Source organism: Brevundimonas nasdae (assembly GCF_016654005.1).
GTDB classification, from domain to species: domain Bacteria; phylum Pseudomonadota; class Alphaproteobacteria; order Caulobacterales; family Caulobacteraceae; genus Brevundimonas; species Brevundimonas nasdae.
On the sequence record NZ_JAEPWN010000001.1, the window covers coordinates 417,487 to 434,361 of the forward strand.

Consider the following 16,875-nt stretch of genomic DNA (forward strand, 5'->3'; position numbering starts at 1 on the left):
ATATGGCTTTGTCAACGCCTGTTGACAAGCGTTGCCCGCTCTCTCATTAAGTCACCACGCGTTGACAAGGCCGACTCCCCATCGGCCTATGTCCGCACGACTGGGATTTACCTCCGATCAGGGAGAATGCGCAGATGCGCGGGCTTAAGATTGCCGCCGTGTCCGTCTTGGCGACGGGCGCGCTTTATGGATGTTCCCCCAAGGCGGAGCAGCAAGGGCCAGGCGCCCCTCCAGTCACAGTGGCGACGCCCCTTCAGCAGAAGGTGGTGGACTGGGATGAATTCACCGGTCGTTTCGAGGCGGTTGAGGCCGTCGAGGTCCGCGCGCGCGTCGGCGGCTATGTGCAGGCGGTGCATTTCCGCGATGGCCAGATGGTCCAGAAGGGGCAACTGCTGTTCACCCTGGACCCGCGCCCGGCCCAGGCCGCCCTGGCCCAGGCTCAGGCCCAGGTCGCCCAGATGCAGTCGCAGCTGACCCTAGCCCGCGCCAACCTGGCCCGCAGCGAGACGCTGCTGGCCTCGCAGGCCGTGTCCAAGGCCGAGTACGACGCCAACAAGGCGGCGGTCGACGCCGCTCAGGCCAATCTGGCTGCGGCGAACGCGGCGACCCGCACGGCGCAACTGAACCTGGAATACACCCGCATCACCGCCCCGACCTCGGGCCGTGTGTCCGACCGTCGCGTCGATCCGGGCAACCTGGTCGCAGGCGGCTCCTCGGCGGGCGATGTTCTGACCACCATCATCTCGGGCGGTCCGATCCACTTCGTCTTTGACGGCTCGGAAGCGGTCCTGCTGAAGTATCTGCGTGAAGGCGCGTCCAATGAGGGCGCGACAGTCCGCATCCGCCTGCAGGACGAGAGCAGCTTCGGCCACACCGGCCGCCTGGACTTCTCGGACAACGCCGTGAACACGGCCTCGGGCGTCATCCGGCTGCGCGCCATCGTGCCGAACGGCGACGGTTTCCTGCGTCCGGGCATGTTCGGCCGGGCCCAGGTCGCGGGCGCTTCGTCCTATGACGCCCTGCTGGTGCCGGATTCGGCCATCGGCACGGATCAGGCGCGCCGCACGGTCGCCGTGGTCGCCGCCGACGGCTCGGTCACGAACAAGGAGGTCCAGCTGGGCCCGATCGTTCAGGGACTGCGCGTCGTCAAGTCGGGCCTGGCCCCGACGGACCGCGTGATCATCGCCGGTCTGCAACGCGCCGCCCAGCCGGGCTCCAAGGTCACGGCCAAAGATGGCCGCATCGCCCCTGTGGCTGAAAAGCCCGCCGTCGTTCCCGTCACCCAAGCGGCCCCGGCCTCCAGCGCCTCGTTCGCCAACAGCCTGTCCACCGGCGACTAAGCCATGAACATATCCCGCTTCTTCATCGACCGGCCGATATTCGCGGCCGTGATCGCGGTGGTGATCTCCATCATCGGCATATTCGCCTATCCGCTTCTGCCGCTGTCGCAGTATCCGGAGATCGCGCCGCCGACGATCACCATCAACGCCGCCTATCCTGGCGCCTCGGCCGAGACCCTGGCCGAGACCGTCGCTGCTCCCATCGAGCAGGAGGTGAACGGCGTCGAGAAAATGCTCTACATCACCTCCTCGTCCACATCGGACGGGTCGGTGGCCATCACCGTCACCTTCCAGCCCGGCACGGACCTCGACGCCGCGCAGGTGCTGGTCCAGAACCGGGTCGCCCTGGCTGAGCCGCGCCTGCCTGACGCGGTTCGCCAGACCGGCATCGTGGTCAACAAGGCCGAGAGCGGCTTCCTGATGATCCTGGGGCTGACCTCGCCCGACGGCACGCTGGATAACGACTACGTCGGCAACTACGCCAACTCGACGCTGCGGGACCGCCTGCTGCGCCTTGAAGGCGTGGGCGCTGTCCAGGTGTTCGGCGGCGGCAACTATTCGATGCGCATCTGGATCGATCCGGCCAAGGCGGCCGAGCGCGGTCTGACCGGCCCCGACATCGTCGCCGCCCTTCGCGCCCAGAACGTCCAGGCGGCCGCCGGCTCCATCGGCCAGCCGCCGTTCCCGACCAACGCCGCAGCCTTCCAGCTGCCGGTGCAGGTTCAGGGTCGTCTGACCGATCCCGACCAGTTCGCCAATGTCGTCCTGAAGACGGACGCCGAAGGTCGCGTGACCTATCTGCGTGACGTCGCCCGCATCGAGCTGGGCGCCCAGGACTACGGCATTCGCGGCTTCTTCGACGGCAAGCGCGGCGTTGGTCTGGCCATCGTCCAGCAACCCGGCGCCAACGCGCTGGGCACCGCCGACCGGGTGCTGAAGGAAGTCGAAGCGATCAAGAAAGACCTGCCTGCGGGCATGGACGTCTCGATCCCCTACAACCCGACTGAGTTCGTGGCTGCGTCGGTGGAGTCGGTTGAACACACCCTGTTCGAAGCCGTCATCCTGGTCGTCATCGTCATCATGGTCTTCCTTCAGACCTGGCGCGCGGCGATCATTCCCATCATCGCCATTCCCGTCGCTCTGGTCGGCACCTTCGCGGTGCAGCTGGCGCTGGGTTATTCGATCAACTCCCTGTCGCTGTTCGCCCTGGTTCTAGCCGTGGGGATCGTGGTCGATGACGCCATCGTCGTCGTTGAAAACGTGGAGCGGGCGATCCGGGAGGGGCTGACGCCCAAGGAAGCCGCCTATCGCTCCATGAAGGAAGTGTCGGGCGCCCTGATCGCCATCGGTCTGGTGCTGATCTCGGTGTTCATCCCGACCATGTTCGTTCCGGGCATTCCGGGCATCTTCTATCGCCAGTTCGCGGTGGTCATCGCCTCGGCCTCGGTCATTTCGCTGTTCGTGTCTCTGACGCTGTCGCCGGCCCTGGCCGCCCTGCTGTTGAAGCCGCACGTCGAGCATGACGAACACGCCCGCAAGCCGGGTCTGTGGGGCTCGGTCATGTATTACGGCGGCTGGGCCGGTCGTAAGTTCAACGAGGGCTTCGACTGGCTGTCGGACCGCTATGGCCGTCTGACTGCGCGCCTGGTGCGCACGGTCGGTCTGGTTCTGATCGTCTATGCCGGTCTGCTGGGCCTGACCGCCTGGCGTCTGGTCGACACGCCCTCGGGCTTCATTCCCGAGCAGGATCAGGGCTTCCTGATCGGCGTCATCCAACTGCCCGCCGGCGCTTCGCTGGACCGTACTGAAGCCGTGATGACCCGCGCCAGCGACATCATCCGCGGCACCAAGGGCGTAAATGGCGCCATCGCCTTCGCAGGCCTTGACGGCTCCAGCTTCTCGTTCGGCTCCAACGCCGCGACCATCTTCGTTCGTCTTGATCCGTTCGCGGATCGTACGAAGGAGCAGGCCGCGACCGCCCTGGCCGGCGCCATCACCCAGGCCACCGGTTCGATCGAGGACGCGCAGATCTTCGTCATCGCGCCCCCGGCCGTTCAGGGCCTGGGCAACGGCAACGGCTTCACCATGATGATCCAGGACACCTCGGGCGCGGGATACCGCGCGCTTGAGGGCGCCACCTTCGCCATGATGGGCGCCGCCGCGCAGAAGCCGACCGAAGTGAACCAGGTCTTCTCGACCTACAACACCGGTTCGCCCCGGATCACCGCCGACGTCGATCGTGACAAGGCGTTGATGATGGGCGTGCAGCCTGGCGACGTCTTCAACACCCTGGGCGTCTATCTGGGTTCGTCCTACGTCAACGACTTCAACATGCTGGGCCGCACCTTCCGGGTGACCGCGCAGGCTGAGCCTCAGTACCGCGACGACATCGCCGACATCGCCAACCTGAAGACCCGGTCTTCCTCGGGGGCGATGGTGCCGATCGGATCCGTGGCCAATCTGGTCAATGATTCCGGTCCGTCGCGGATCGTGCGCTACAACCTGTACCCGGCCTCCGAGCTTCAGGGTAATGGCGCGGCAGGCGTGTCGTCCGGCCAGGCGCTGGCGATCATGGAGCAGATGGCGGCTCAAACGCTGCCGCAGGGCTTCACCTACGAATGGACCGGCCTGGCCTACCAACAGAAGGCCGCGGGTTCGGGCGCGACTGTCATCTTCCTGATGGCTGTGGTGTTCGTCTTCCTGGTGCTGGCGGCTCAGTATGAAGCCTTCACCATGCCGCTGGCGGTCATTCTGATCGTGCCGATGTGTCTGCTCGCAGCCATCATCGGGGTGAACCTGAGAGGCCTGGACAACAACATCCTGGTCCAGATCGGTCTGGTGGTTCTGATCGCGCTTGCGGCCAAGAACGCCATCCTGATCGTCGAGTTCGCCAAGCAGGCGGAAGAGGAAGACGGCATGAACCGCTTCGATGCGGCCGTGCACGCCGCCCGCAGCCGTCTGCGCCCGATCCTGATGACCTCGTTCGCCTTCATCCTTGGCGTCGTGCCGCTGATGCTGGCGACGGGTCCGGGGGCCGAGATGCGGCAATCGCTGGGCACGTCCGTCTTCTCGGGCATGCTCGGGGTGACCTTCTTCGGTCTGATCTTCACGCCGGTCTTCTATGTCGTCACGCGGTGGCTCTCTGCCAAACTGCCGCAGTCCCACAAGCCGACGCCGACCAAGACCGTCCAGTATGACGAACCATCCAGCCTGACCGACCCTGACGCGCCTGCGCCCGTCACCGGCCGGGGAGGGGATCACTGATGACCCGCAACAAGACCCTCTCGTTCCTGACCGCCGCAGCCGCCAGCGCCCTTCTTGCAGCCTGCGCGATCGGGCCAAAGGCGCCGGTCGCCGACCTGCCCATCACGGGCGCAGGCGCCTTCGTCGGCTCGACCAGCCCCACCGTCTCGACCGCTCAGGCGCGCGACGACTGGTGGCGACTGTACGATGACCCGACGCTGGACGGCCTGATCCGTCAGGCCTTCGCCGAGAACCACCAGCTGGAGGCCGCCTTCGCCAACCTGCGCGCGGTTCGGGCGTCGCTGTCGGAGGCCCGCGTGGGCCGCTTCCCGACCACGACGACCAGCGCCCAGGTTCAGCGCAGCCGCGCCTCGGCCGCCACGGTCGTCGGTCTGCCCGACGGGCAGAAGGCGCCGGAGATCGACACCTATGATGCGGGCCTTTCAGCCAGCTACGAAGTCGATCTGTTCGGACGCGTGGAATCGACTGTCCGCGCCGCCCGCGCCGACGCCCGCGCGGCCGAAGCCGCCCTGGCCGCGGTTCAGGTGACGGTGGCCGCCGAAACCGCACGGGCCTATGCCGACACCTGCTCGGCCAACGCCCAGATCGCGGTGGCGGAGCGGACGTTGGAGCTGCAGCGCAACACCGGCAGCCTGACCCAGACGCTGCTGGATTCAGGCGCTGGCACGGGTCTGGACGTGGCCCGCGCCCGTGCAGCCGTGGCCCAGACCGCGGCGACCCTGCCGACCCTGCGTGCGGCGCGCGCCGAGGCTCTGTTCCGTCTGGCGACCCTGACCGGACGCACCCCGGCCGAGGTCGATCAGACCGCAGCCGCCTGCGTGCGTCCGCCCCAGCTGAACCAGGCCATCCCGGTCGGCGATGGCGCGGCCCTCTTGGCGCGTCGTCCCGACGTGCGTCAGGCCGAGGCCAATCTGGCGGCCGCCGCCGCCCGCGTGAACGTGGCCACCGCCAACCTCTTCCCGCGCATCAGCCTGGGCGGATCGTTCGGCTCCACGGCGCTGGAATCCAACGGGCTGGGCGACAGCCAGAACTATCGCTTCAGCTTCGGCCCGCTGATCAGCTGGTCGTTCCCTAACGTGTTCGCGGCCCGCGCCCAGATCAAGGCGGCTGACGCCCGTTCGGATGCGGCCCTGGCCACCTTCGACCAGACGGTCCTGACGGCCCTGCAGGAGACGGAAACGGCGCTGAGCAACTACGCCAACGAACTGGACCGCCGTGCGGCCCTGACCGAGGCGCGTGACCAGGCGGCCCGCGCCGCCGCCCTGTCGCAACAACGGTTCAACGCCGGCGCCGACAACTTCCTGACGGTGCTGGACGCCCAGCGCACCCAGGCCGCCGCCGACGCTGCTCTTGCTCAGTCGGACGCCCTGGTGACCACCTACCAGATCGCCCTGTTCAAGGCGCTGGCTGGCGGTTGGCAGGCCGAGAGCTGAGATCAGCCTTGCCGGTCGTCTTTTAGGGGACGGTTCTGGAAACAAACAAAGGGCGGCTCTTAGACGAGCCGCCCTTTTCTTTTTGCGCGCTGCAACGGACGGGGGGAGGGGCGGATCACGCCCCCGTATCGATCCGCGCCACGACCGACATGCCCGGCGCCAGACGTTGGGCGGCGTCCTGGCCGGGTTCGATGCGGATGCGGACGGGGATGCGCTGGGCGACCTTGGTGAAGTTGCCGGTGGCGTTGTCGGGGCGGATGACGCTGAACTCGCTGCCGGCGGCGGGGGCGATGCGTTCGACACGGCCGCGCAGGGCCTGACCGCCCAGGGCGTCCACCTTCAGCTCGACCGGCTGGCCGACGCGGATGTTCCGCATCTGCGTCTCTTTCATATTGGCCGTGACCCAGATGGTGTCGGGCACCAGACCCATCAGCTGGGTGCCCGCGGTGACATACTGGCCCTGGCGCACGCCCACCTCGCCCAGACGGCCCGCGCGGGGAGCGACGATGCGGGTGTTGGCCAGATCGATCTGAGCCAGACGCACGGCGGCGCGGGCGTTCTCGACCTGGGCGGCCAGACTGTCGCGGCTGACCACGGCGGACTCCACGCTGGTTTCGGCGATGCCGCGTTGGGCGCGGGCCTGGGCGACCTGGGCCTGGGCGCTGCGTAAGGCGGCCTCGGCGACATCGACATTGGCCTGGGACACCCAGCCGCCAGCCTTCAGGGTTCGGGCGCGGTTGGCGTCGGCCTGGGCCTTGGCCAGATTGGCCTCTGCGCCTGCGATGGTGGCGGCGTATTGGGCGACCGAGCCGCGGGCCGAGGCCTGTGACTGGGCCGAGTTGGCCAGCGCGGCCTCTGCGGCGTGCAGGGTGGCGGTCGCCTGTTCGACCCGCTGGCTGTAGGTGCGGTCATCGACCTGGGCCAGCAACTGACCAGCCTGGACGGTCTGGAAATCCTTGACCGGCACATCGACCACATAGCCGCTGACCTGGGGGCTGATCAGGGTGACCTGGCCGCGCACATAGGCGTTGTCCGTGCGCTGGACATGGCCGGTGAAGGGCGGAAGCTGCCAGGCGAACAGCACGACCAGCACGCCCAGGGCGGCGACGCAGGCGGCGACCACGGTCCACAGCACGCGCTTCTTCGGCTCAGGCGGCGGGGCGGCCGGAGGGGCTTGCGGTGCGGGTGCTGCGGCGGGGGCGGCGGGGGCGGTGTCGGTCATGGGTCAGTCTCAATCGACGGCGGAGGCGACGGCGGAGGAATCGGGCGCCTGTTGGGCGGCGCGTTGGGCGTCTCGCTTGGCTTTCCAGCGGGGGCGCAGATGGGTGATGGTGACCCAAACGCAGCCGATCGCGGCCAGCATGGAGATGATCAGGAAGACGTCGTTATAGGCCAGGACATTGGCCTGCTGCGTCACCTGGCGGCTGAGCAGGGCGGCGCCTTCTGCATTCAACAGGGCGGGGTCGGTGATGGTGGACGAATAGGCGCCCGACAGCTGGCGCAGGCGCAGGACCACCTGCGGGTCCATGCTGGTGATGTCGGCGGCCAGTTGGTTGGAGTGGAACTTCTCGCGGATGATCTGCAGCGATCCGGTCAGGGCGCTGCCCGCCAGACCGCCCACGTTCTGCAGCACGCTGAACATGACGATGAAGCTGATCAGGTTCTGCTTGCCCTGGGTCAGCACCTTGACCACGCCCTGCATCAGGGCGGGGCCGATGAACATGGCCGAGGCGAAGGCGATCAGGGCCTGGCTGACATAAAGCTGGGCCGGGCGGGTCAGCAGGGTCGAGTGGCTGTCCATGAAGGCGCCGATGGCGATCAGGCCCAGAGCGATGGCGATGGGCTTGTTCAGCTTCTCCATGTTCAGGGTGAAGGCGCTGACGGCGGTGCCCGCGACCATGGCCGCCAGGATGACCCCGAACAGGCCCATCAACTGATCCGGCCCCAGGCCGACTACTGTCAAAAAGCCCACGGCGCCGGAGGTCTGTTCCGACAGCACCATGCGGATCAGCAGAATCGCCCCGAACAGCCGCAGCATGTCCGCGCCGGTCAGCCAGCGGATGTTGATCAGAGGATTGGCGCGGTTGTACTCGACCACAAAGGCGGCGGTCAGCAGGACGATGGCCCCGATCATGGCCCAGCCCAGCCACGGCGCCTCGGTCCACCAGACGATGCGGCCCAGGCCCAGCACGGCGCACAGCAGGGCCACCCCCGGCGCGAACAGGGCGAAGGTGACGAAGTCCAGCCGGTCGAAGACGCGCATCTTCTCGGACGGCGGCAGCTTGACCACCTGCACCGCGCCCCAGGCGATCAGGCACATGCCCAGTTCGTACAGATAGAAGGCGCGCCAATCGCCCAGTTGCAGCAGGCCGGGCATGATCAGTCGGGCGATGGGCACGGCGAAACTGGTCAGGCCGATGCCGATGATCAGCCCCTTCAGCCGGTGCGCCGCCGGAAACGCCTGGATCAGATAGAGGAAGCCCAGGCTGCTGAGACCAGCCCCCGCCATGCCCGCAATGGCGCGCACCAGCAGGGTGGACTGATAGTTGTCGACGAACAGGTGGGCCGCGCACACCAGCACGAAGGCGCCCAGGAAGATCTGGGTGAACAGACGCAGGCCGTACTGCATGCGGAACTTGACCAGGATCAGGTTCATGCAGGCGTTGGTCATGACGAAGACGACCGGCAGCCAGGCGGCCTCGGTCACGGTGATGCCCAGCGAGCCTTGCAGATTCTGAACATTGGCTGTGATCGCGCCATTGCCCAGGCTGCCGACCGTGGCGACCATCAGACCGGTGACGGCGTACATGATCCGCGTGGGCCAGCTGTGGTCCGGGGTGGCGGGCGAGCCGGGCATCATCGGCCGCTCGTGCGGCTTCAGCGTCTCGACATACTGTTCCCAGGGCAGATGCCAGTTGTTGGGGGCCATCAGCGCGCCTTCAACCCGTTCAGCACAATCAGGCGGGTGCGGGCCGAGACCGCGCGGCGTTCAGCCTCGTCGGCGCCCTGAAAGCCTGAACCCAGCAGAGTGGCGATCAGACGCAAGTCCATCGGCCCCAGATCCTTCCGCACCAATCCCGCCGCCTGTGCGCGCGCCAGGGGCCCGGCGCCCGCCTCGGTCAAGCGTTGCCGCAATGGCGTAAGCGCGTCTGGCGAACGGACGTTCCGCAGAACATCCGACCAACCTGCATTGCGCATGACCAGATCGGCCAGCTCCTCGACAAACCAGAAGAAGACCTCGGGCGCTTCGCCTCGGGCGCGGGTGCGGGCGTCCAGGTCGTCGATCCCGTCGATCAGCACGGCCAGGGCCAGTTCGGTGCGGTCTGCGAAATGGCGGTAAAGGGTGCCGCGCCCGACGCCCGCCCGCTCTGCAATCAGATCCAGCGGCACATCCAGCCCCTGTTCGGACAGCAGTTCCCGCGCCGCCTTCAGCAGGGCGGCTCGGTTGTTGGCGGCGTCTTTTCGGATGGGGCGCGACATGGTGACGCGCTTAAGTGGACATCCGTGTCCGTTTTGCAAGGGGCCATTTTGTGGCGCTCTCGCTCCCGCCGGGAGAGGGCTTGAGGACAAGGCGGCGCAGCCGTCGTTCCGGCCCGAAGGGTGAGGGACGACCGGGCCATCTGGCCCGTCAGCAGACCCTCATCCGGCCCTGCGGGCCGCCCTCTCCCACCGGGAGAAGGGGCTAGGGAAGCGCCTTTTCCAGCACCACGAACGCCAGTTCGGGCCGTGGCGGATCAAGCGGGAAGGGACGTTGCTCCCCGGTGCGGACATAGCCGCGTCGCTCGTACCAGGCGATCAGTTCGGCGCGGCGCTGGATGACGGTCATCTCCATTCGCCGGGCGTTGAAACGGCGGATCGCCTCGGCCTCGGCGGCGGCCAGAAGCTGACGACCGACGCCGCTGGCCTGCAACGCCGGATCAACGGTCAACATGCCCAGATAGCCGAGGTCGTCAGCGGATCGGGCGACCTGCACGCAGCCGATCAGGGTCCCGTCGCGATAGGCCATCAAGATGACGCGCTCAGGATCGGCGATGACCGCGGACAGTTCCTCGATGCTGGTGCGTTCGCCCGAGAGGAAATCCGCCTCGTGCGTCCAGCCCGCCTTGGCGCTGTCGCCGCGATAGGCGCGTTCGATCAGGGGGCGAAGGGCGGCGACATCATCGGCGGTCGCCGCCCGAAAGACGACTGGGCTCAACGACGGGCTCTCCGGGCCGGGGTCTGGTTCGTCGCCGCGCCCAGTTCCTGAACCAGATGGTCCATGCCGTACACGTCGCGCAGAGCGGTGGTCACGGCCTGGGTGGTGACGATGACGCTGCGATTGACGTTGCGGTCATAGCCATAGGCGTTGCGCTGGGTCAGGACGGTGGAGTCGAAGTTGGCGCCGATGATCTCGCCCTTGGCGTTGACGGCGGGCGAACCGGACGAGCCGCCGATGGTGTCGGACGACACCGCCATGTTCATCACCGCATTGGGGTCGATCCGGTCCTTGGCGGCCAGCAGCTTGGGCGCCACGTTGAACGGCTCTGCGCCCGTGGCGCGGTCCCACAGTCCGGCGAAGGTGGTGAAGGCGGGAATGCGTTGGCCCGGAACATCTGTGCCTTCGACGCGGCCATAGGTCAGGCGCAGGGTGCCGGTGGCGTCCGGATAGACGGCGTCGCCATAGACGGCGAAGCGGGCGGCGGCCAGTTGTTCGGACGCGCGGGCGGTCGGGGCGTCGACCTTGTTGCGCCATTCGGTGCGGACGGCGCGGGCGTCTTCGTCGATCGACAGGACGTATTTGATCAACGGATCGTCGGAGGCCTGAACGGCGGCGAGACCGCCCTCCCACAGGGCGCGGCGCACGGCGGGGTCCGCCAGCCTGGTGCCGCTGACGACGCGGGACGACAGCTGTTCGGGGCTTTCGCGACCCAGCAGGACGCGGACGTGGGGGCTGTCGACGGTCAGCCATTCGCGGGTCTTGGACAGCCACCATTCCAGACGGATCTGCTCCAGTTCCGGATAGGTCGGGCGTTCGGCGAACAGGCCGGATTGAGCCGCGGGCAGGCGGCTGTCGGCATATTCGCTCAGACGCTGGTCCGACGGCTTGGCGCGCTCCTGGGCGCCGCGCACGATGACCCGCGCCCACTGGAACAACTGAGAGCCGCCCGCCACCGAGGTCGTGCCCATGCCGGTGCCGCCTTCCAGCAGCGCCATCGGGGCGTACATCTCGCGGGCGACGGGCTGGATCGCCGCCAGCGTGGCCCACGGGTCGCCGACCTGGGCCGACAGGGCTTCGCTCTCGGCGACCTGACGGTGGAAGGCGGTCTCCTGACCGGCCAGTTGATCCATGAAGGCGGGATCGGTCAGGGCGCGCATCCGGCCCAGGCCGCGCTTGTAGGTGTTCTCAACGCCGACGATGGGGTCCATGGCGATGAAGGCCTGATCGGCGCCTTCTTCCGAATAGCGGATCAGACGGCCGCGCAGTTCCGACGCGATCAGCTGGTCCATCGGCAGGACCACGTCGCGGATGGTCATCAGCTGGGCTTGGGTCAGCAGGCGCTGGGTGGCGCCGGGGTTGCCGGTGACGAAGACGGGCTCGCCCTCGGTCGGCCTGTTGGGGTTCCAGGCGAAGTGGACGGGCGTCTCGACCGGCTTGTTGTCTTCATACAGGCGGATGAAGGCCGCATCGATGGCGAAGCGCGGGAAGGAGAAGTTGTCCAGGTCGCCGCCGAAGGTCGCGGCGCGGTCTTCCGGCGCCCAGGCCAGACGGACGTCGGAATATTTGCGGAACTTGTAGAGTTTGAACTGGCCGCCCCGGTAAAGGCTGACGACCTGACAGCGGATCTTGGGATCATTGCCGCAGGCTTCGGTTTCGATGCGTCCGGCCTCGGCCTCTCGCGCCTGGCTGAAGGCCTGTCCGTCAAGGCCTTCGCCTGCCTTGTGCATCCGGGCGGTGACGTCGGTGATGTCGGTCAGGACCTCGGCGGTGGCGCCGGGGCATTTCAACTCTTCCTCGCGGCTCTTGGGCGTAAAGCCGGTCTCGCCGTACTGAAGCTGGGGCGTGGACAGGTTGGCGACGCAGGTGGCCACGCAGTGGTTGTTGGTCATCACCAGGCCCTGGCCCGAGACGATGCCCGCCGAACATCCGCCGAACTTCACCGACGACAGACGCACCTTGTCCAGCCAGGCCTGGTCGATGTTCGTGCCCAGCGTCTGATTGGCGCGGGCGATGGGGAAGTTGTCATAGGTCCACATGCCCTCCTCAGCGCGAACGGAGGTGGCGGCGGCGAAGGCCAGAACCGCGACGGAGGCAATGAGCAGATGACGCATGGAGAACTCCTAGTTCAGACCCTGGCTAGGAAAAACAGAGTCCAATTCGTCTGAATAGTCTGAAATCGGCTGGAAGGACGAGAGGAGCCTAGCAGGGCGATGCGTCAGACGGGGGCGTACTTTCCTCCCTGTCGCGCAGCGATGGGGAGGTGGATCGGCGGCGAAGCCGACGAGACGGAGGGGGCGCCTCCACGGCTGACGTTTGCGTCGCCCCCTTCCACCGCTACGCGGTCTCCCTCCCCATGAAATGGGGAGGGAGAGGCGGGTCAGTCTTTACCGACGAACGCCCAGTTCGCGCAGCAGGCGCGGCTGGTTGTAGACGTTGCGCAGGGCCTCGGTGATGGCGGCGGTCGAGACCGTCACCGTGCGGTTCAGTTCGGGGTCGTAGCCGAAGCTGCCGCCCAGCGAGTGGATGTTGCCGTCGAAGGCCGCGCCGATGACTTCACCCTTGGCGTTGATCACGGGCGAGCCCGAGTTGCCGCCGATGATGTCGTTGGTCGAGACGAAGTCATAGACGGTCGACTTGTTGACCTTGTTCTCGGCGGCCAGCCAGTCGGTTGCGGCGTTGAACGGCTCGGCGCCGGTGTTGCGCTGATAAAGGCCGCCAATCTCCGTGAAGGGCGTCACGGTCACGCCGCGATAGGTCCACCCCTTGACCTGACCATAGGACAGGCGAAGCGAGAAGGTCGCGTCGGGATACAGGTTGGTGCCGTAAACGGCGAAGCGGGCCTGGGCGATCTTTTCGCCCGCACGGCTGGTCGGGCCCGAGACAGCGGCCTCCCACTGGGTGCGGATGGCCTGTGCGGCGTTGTCGTTGTCCAGCACGAACTTGATCAGCGGGTCGCCCGACGCGGCCAGTTGCTCCGGCGTCATGGCCAGGGCCTGGGCGCGGAAGGCCGGGTCGGCCAGGCGCGTGCCGTCGACCAGACGGGCGGCGACCTGTTCAGGGCTTTCCGTGCCCAGCAGGGCCTTAACCTCGGTGTTGTCGACGGTCAGGTATTCGCGGGTCTTGGACAGCCAGAAGTCGATGAAGATCTTCTCCAGGTCGGTCGAGATCGGGGTCTCGGTCGCCAGGCGGCGGCCCAGAGACGCGATGTCGGCGTCCGAATAACCGGCGCGGCGCTCCGCCACCGGCTTGGCGCGTTCCTTGGAGGCGCGCACGATGGAACGGGCATAGCCGTAAAGCGACGAACGCTGACCGGCGGCCGATTCCAGCTGGCGGTAGGGCAGGAACAGATCGCGCTGGGTGGCGGAGATGCGCTCCAGATCGGCCCACGGATCGCCGATGCTGGCGGCCAGGGTCGGGTCGGCGGCGACGCGCTGGCGCAGCTCCTGTTCTTCGCGACGCTTGGTGGCCATGAAGGCCGGGTCGGTCAGGGCCCCCTGCTGGCCGTAGAAGACCTTGAAGCTGTTCTCCAGGCCGAACAGCGGATCGACGGTCACGCGCTTGGGCTCTTCGCCGGTGGTGGCGTATTCGATCAGGCGGCCGCGCAGTTCCGACGACTGGATCAGCGTCAGCGGCATCTGCTGGTCACGCAGCACGTCCAACTGCGCCATGGTCAGCAGGCGCGAGGTCGAGCCGGGGTTGCCCGCCACGAAGGTCACGTCGCCTTCCTTGGGCGCATTGGCGTTCCAGGTCAGGTGGTTCGGCGTGGCGACGGGCTTGCCGTCCTCGTAGATGCGCAGGAAACCGGCATCCAGGGCGTAGCGCGGGAAGTTGAAGTTGTCCGGGTCGCCGCCGAAGAAGGCCGCCTGGAACTCGGGCGCGAAGACCAGACGCACGTCGTCATACTTGCGGAACTTGTACAGCTTGTATTGGCCGCCGCGGTAGAAGCTGATGACCTGGCAGGTCAGCTTCTGGTCGTCGCCGCAGGTCTCCTTCTGAATCTTGTCGATCTCGGCGGCGCGGGCCTGGACGAAGGCGGCGCCTTCAAGACCGGCGCCGGCACCGGTGACGCGGGCGGTCACATCGACGATGTCGGTCAGGATTTCAGCCGTCTGGCCGGGGCATTTCTTTTCGTCTTCACGGGTGGCGGGCATCCAGCCGTTCTTGACGTAGTCGTTCTGGGCCGTGGACAGGTCCTGCACGCACGACACGACGCAGTGGTGGTTGGTCAGGATCAGGCCTTCGCCCGACACCAGCGAAGCCGAGCAGCCCTGCAGGCGAACGGCGGCGTTGCGCACGCGGTCCAGCCAGGCCTGGTCGATGTTGGTGCCGTACTTCTGGTTCACCGTCGCGATGGGGAAGTTGTCGAACGTCCACATGCCTTCGTCGGCCTTTGCAGGCGAGGCGGGGGCCGACAGGACAGCGGTCGCGGCGCCAAGGGCGGCCAGCGAGGCGGTGAGGCGAAGTGAAGGCAAGGACATGATGGATAGTCTCCCGGGGGGCGGGACGTTTTTGTCCCATGTGTTATTCTGTAACTAGCGCCATAAAGGGGGCGACGCAAAGCGACCTGTGCCGCCTTAATCGCACGTTTTACGCGAAGCAACGGCGCGGCGCCCCAAACCCTTACCCCGATTTAACTTGGCCACAGGGTGGCGCGCCGTCAGATAGACGGACGTACCAGGGGTTTATCGACGAACATGTCGCTTGCGCTTTCAACGCTGCTTTTCGAGTGGCGCCGCTATATGGCGGCGGTCATGGCGCTGGCCCTGTCGGGCCTGCTGGTCCTGGCCATGACCGGTGTCTTCATCGGCATCGGCAAGGGCTTTACTGCCGCGATCGAACGGTCGAGCGCGGACATTTACATCATGCAGCCGGGCGCTAAGGCCCTGTTCGGCGGCCCGATGGGCATGCCCAAGCGGTTCATCCCGCTTGCCTACAATCATCCTGAGGTGGTCGAGATCAAGACGCTGGATCTGTCCGGCGGCAATTTCCAGAACATCAAGACCGTGGACCCCACGGCGTCGGCGGCCGACCGTGCGCGTCAGGGCGCGCCGCGCCAGAAGCAGGTGCTGGTCAATATCATCGACACCGCGCCGGGATCGGTCACGATTCCCAAGGACTACTCTTCCGAGCTGGTCGAGGCGCTGCGCCAGCCGTTTACCGTCGCGATCGACGAGACGGCGCTGACCCCGCTGGGTGTGAAACTGGGCGACAAGGCCCTGTTCAACGGCAAGACCGTGACGGTTGTGGGCGTCCTGCGCGGCTATCCCAATATGATGCAACCCACGATCGTCATGTCGCGCGACAGCCTGCGGATGCTGGGCGAGGCCTTCGAAGGCCCGCGTGTCGGTCCGCTGATGATCCGCATAAAGGACCCGGCGCGCGCGCCCGTCGTTGTGGCGCAGCTGAACGCCATGGGCAACGGCCAGTGGAAGGCCTGGACGCGTCAACAGCTGGCCGACGCCAATGCCGCCTCGATGTTCGAGGAGGGGATTCTGGTCATCATCATCGGCGGCTGCGTGGTGCTGGGCGTCATCATCGGCGTGGCCATCACCTGGCAGACGCTGCGCGGGGCGATCATGGCCAACATCAAGGAGTTCGCCTCTCTGCGCGCCCTGGGCGTCGGCATGGGAAGCCTGCGCCGGATCGTGGTGGAGCTGAGCTTCTGGGTCGGCTGCGTCGGGGTCGCAGCCGCCATCCTGCTGACCTGGCTGCTGTCGTTGTTCGCCCTGTCGTTCGCCGTGATCATCGCCCTGCCGTTCTCTCTGCTGCTGGCGGTCGGCATCGGTCTGATCGCCATCGCCATGGTGTCGGGCCTGCTGTCGCTGGGCATTCTCAAGAACAGCCAACCGGCGGACCTGCTGCGATGAGCATTCACACGAAAGTCCACGGCAAGCACGGCGACTTCGCCATCGAAGCCAACGGCGTGGTCAAGCGCTTCAAGTCCGGCAAGTCCTGGGTCGAGGTGCTGAAAGGCGTCGATTTCGATGCGCGGCACGGCGACCTGACCATGGTCATGGGACCGTCGGGGTCGGGCAAATCGACCCTGATCGCCGCCCTGTCCGGTCTGCTGAAGCCCGAAGAGGGGCGCGTCGACATTCTGGACGTCGATGACCTGTGGCGCCTGTCCACCGGGCGGATCGACAAGTTCCGGCTGGATAACTGCGGCTTCATCTTCCAGGGATTCAACCTGTTCCCGGCCCTGACCGCCTTGCAGCAGGTCGAGACGGTGCTGAAGTTCCAGGGACTGACGTCCGGTCAGGCGAAGAAGCGGGCCACGATCGCCCTGGAGGAAGTGGGTTTGGGCCACCGCCTGCACCTGCGCCCCGCGGCCCTGTCGGGTGGTGAGAAGCAGCGCGTCGCCATCGCCCGCGCCCTGGCCAAGGATCCCAAGATCCTGTTCGCCGATGAACCGACCTCGGCCCTGGACGGCGAGAACGGTCAGGTGGTGATCAAGCTGCTGCGCCGCGCCGCCACCGAACACGGCGCCGCCGTTATCTGCGTGACCCACGACCCGCGCCTGGAGGCCTGGGCTGACCGGGTCATCCACATCGAGGACGGCAAGATCCTTGATGACCAACGCCGCATTCCCGATCCGAACGCCATCCTGGCGTCGCACTGAACAACACGACTGAACCCCTTA

At 66.9% G+C, this 16,875-nt stretch carries 11 protein-coding genes; 5 read left to right on the forward strand and 6 right to left on the reverse strand.

Annotation, left to right across the window (positions count from 1 at the left end; genetic code table 11):
• The first annotated feature begins 239 nt into the window (after window positions 1–239).
• From JKF87_RS02060 to JKF87_RS02070, 3 genes are read left to right on the forward strand one after another with little or no spacing between them, the layout of a single operon-like run.
• The gene (locus JKF87_RS02060) at window positions 240–1,340 is read left to right on the forward strand and encodes an efflux RND transporter periplasmic adaptor subunit (RefSeq protein ID WP_307417240.1); all 1,101 of its coding nucleotides are present in this window, start codon (window positions 240–242) and stop codon (window positions 1,338–1,340) included.
• Between the two features lie 3 nt (window positions 1,341–1,343).
• Entirely contained in the window at window positions 1,344–4,604 is a 3,261-nt protein-coding gene (locus tag JKF87_RS02065; RefSeq protein ID WP_201096823.1) for an efflux RND transporter permease subunit, read from the forward strand.
• On the forward strand, window positions 4,604–6,037 hold the full coding sequence (locus tag JKF87_RS02070; protein ID WP_201096824.1) for an efflux transporter outer membrane subunit: 1,434 nt from the start codon (window positions 4,604–4,606) through the stop codon (window positions 6,035–6,037). Before JKF87_RS02065 ends, JKF87_RS02070 begins: the two co-directional genes overlap by 1 nt.
• Window positions 6,038–6,152: 115 nt before the next feature.
• Here JKF87_RS02070 and JKF87_RS02075 read toward each other — a convergent pair whose 3' ends face one another.
• The 6 genes from JKF87_RS02075 to JKF87_RS02100 form a co-directional block, all read right to left on the reverse strand.
• On the reverse strand, window positions 6,153–7,259 hold the full coding sequence (locus tag JKF87_RS02075; protein WP_201096825.1) for an HlyD family secretion protein: 1,107 nt from the start codon (window positions 7,257–7,259) through the stop codon (window positions 6,153–6,155).
• Window positions 7,260–7,268: 9 nt separating this feature from the next.
• Window positions 7,269–8,966, reverse strand: coding sequence for an MFS transporter (locus JKF87_RS02080; protein ID WP_201096826.1), 1,698 nt, complete (start codon window positions 8,964–8,966; stop codon window positions 7,269–7,271).
• Complete coding sequence (locus JKF87_RS02085) at window positions 8,966–9,517, reverse strand: TetR/AcrR family transcriptional regulator (protein WP_201096827.1); 552 nt, start codon at window positions 9,515–9,517, stop codon at window positions 8,966–8,968. Before JKF87_RS02085 ends, JKF87_RS02080 begins: the two co-directional genes overlap by 1 nt.
• Before the next feature lie 202 nt (window positions 9,518–9,719).
• Window positions 9,720–10,232, reverse strand: a complete 513-nt coding sequence (locus JKF87_RS02090) for a GNAT family N-acetyltransferase (RefSeq protein ID WP_201096828.1) — start codon at window positions 10,230–10,232, stop codon at window positions 9,720–9,722.
• Complete coding sequence (locus JKF87_RS02095) at window positions 10,229–12,346, reverse strand: S46 family peptidase (protein WP_201096829.1); 2,118 nt, start codon at window positions 12,344–12,346, stop codon at window positions 10,229–10,231. The genes JKF87_RS02090 and JKF87_RS02095 overlap by 4 nt, the downstream gene beginning before the upstream one ends.
• 273 nt (window positions 12,347–12,619) lie before the next feature.
• Window positions 12,620–14,713, reverse strand: coding sequence for a S46 family peptidase (locus tag JKF87_RS02100; protein ID WP_201096831.1), 2,094 nt, complete (start codon window positions 14,711–14,713; stop codon window positions 12,620–12,622).
• A gap of 216 nt (window positions 14,714–14,929) precedes the next feature.
• On the opposite strand from JKF87_RS02100, the gene JKF87_RS02105 reads away from it, so the two are divergent.
• On the forward strand, window positions 14,930–16,102 hold the full coding sequence (locus JKF87_RS02105; protein ID WP_201096833.1) for an ABC transporter permease: 1,173 nt from the start codon (window positions 14,930–14,932) through the stop codon (window positions 16,100–16,102).
• Window positions 16,099–16,854 (forward strand): ABC transporter ATP-binding protein, encoded by a 756-nt coding sequence (locus tag JKF87_RS02110; RefSeq protein WP_201096835.1) that lies wholly within the window; start codon window positions 16,099–16,101, stop codon window positions 16,852–16,854. The genes JKF87_RS02105 and JKF87_RS02110 overlap by 4 nt, the downstream gene beginning before the upstream one ends.
• Window positions 16,855–16,875 lie beyond the last annotated feature (21 nt).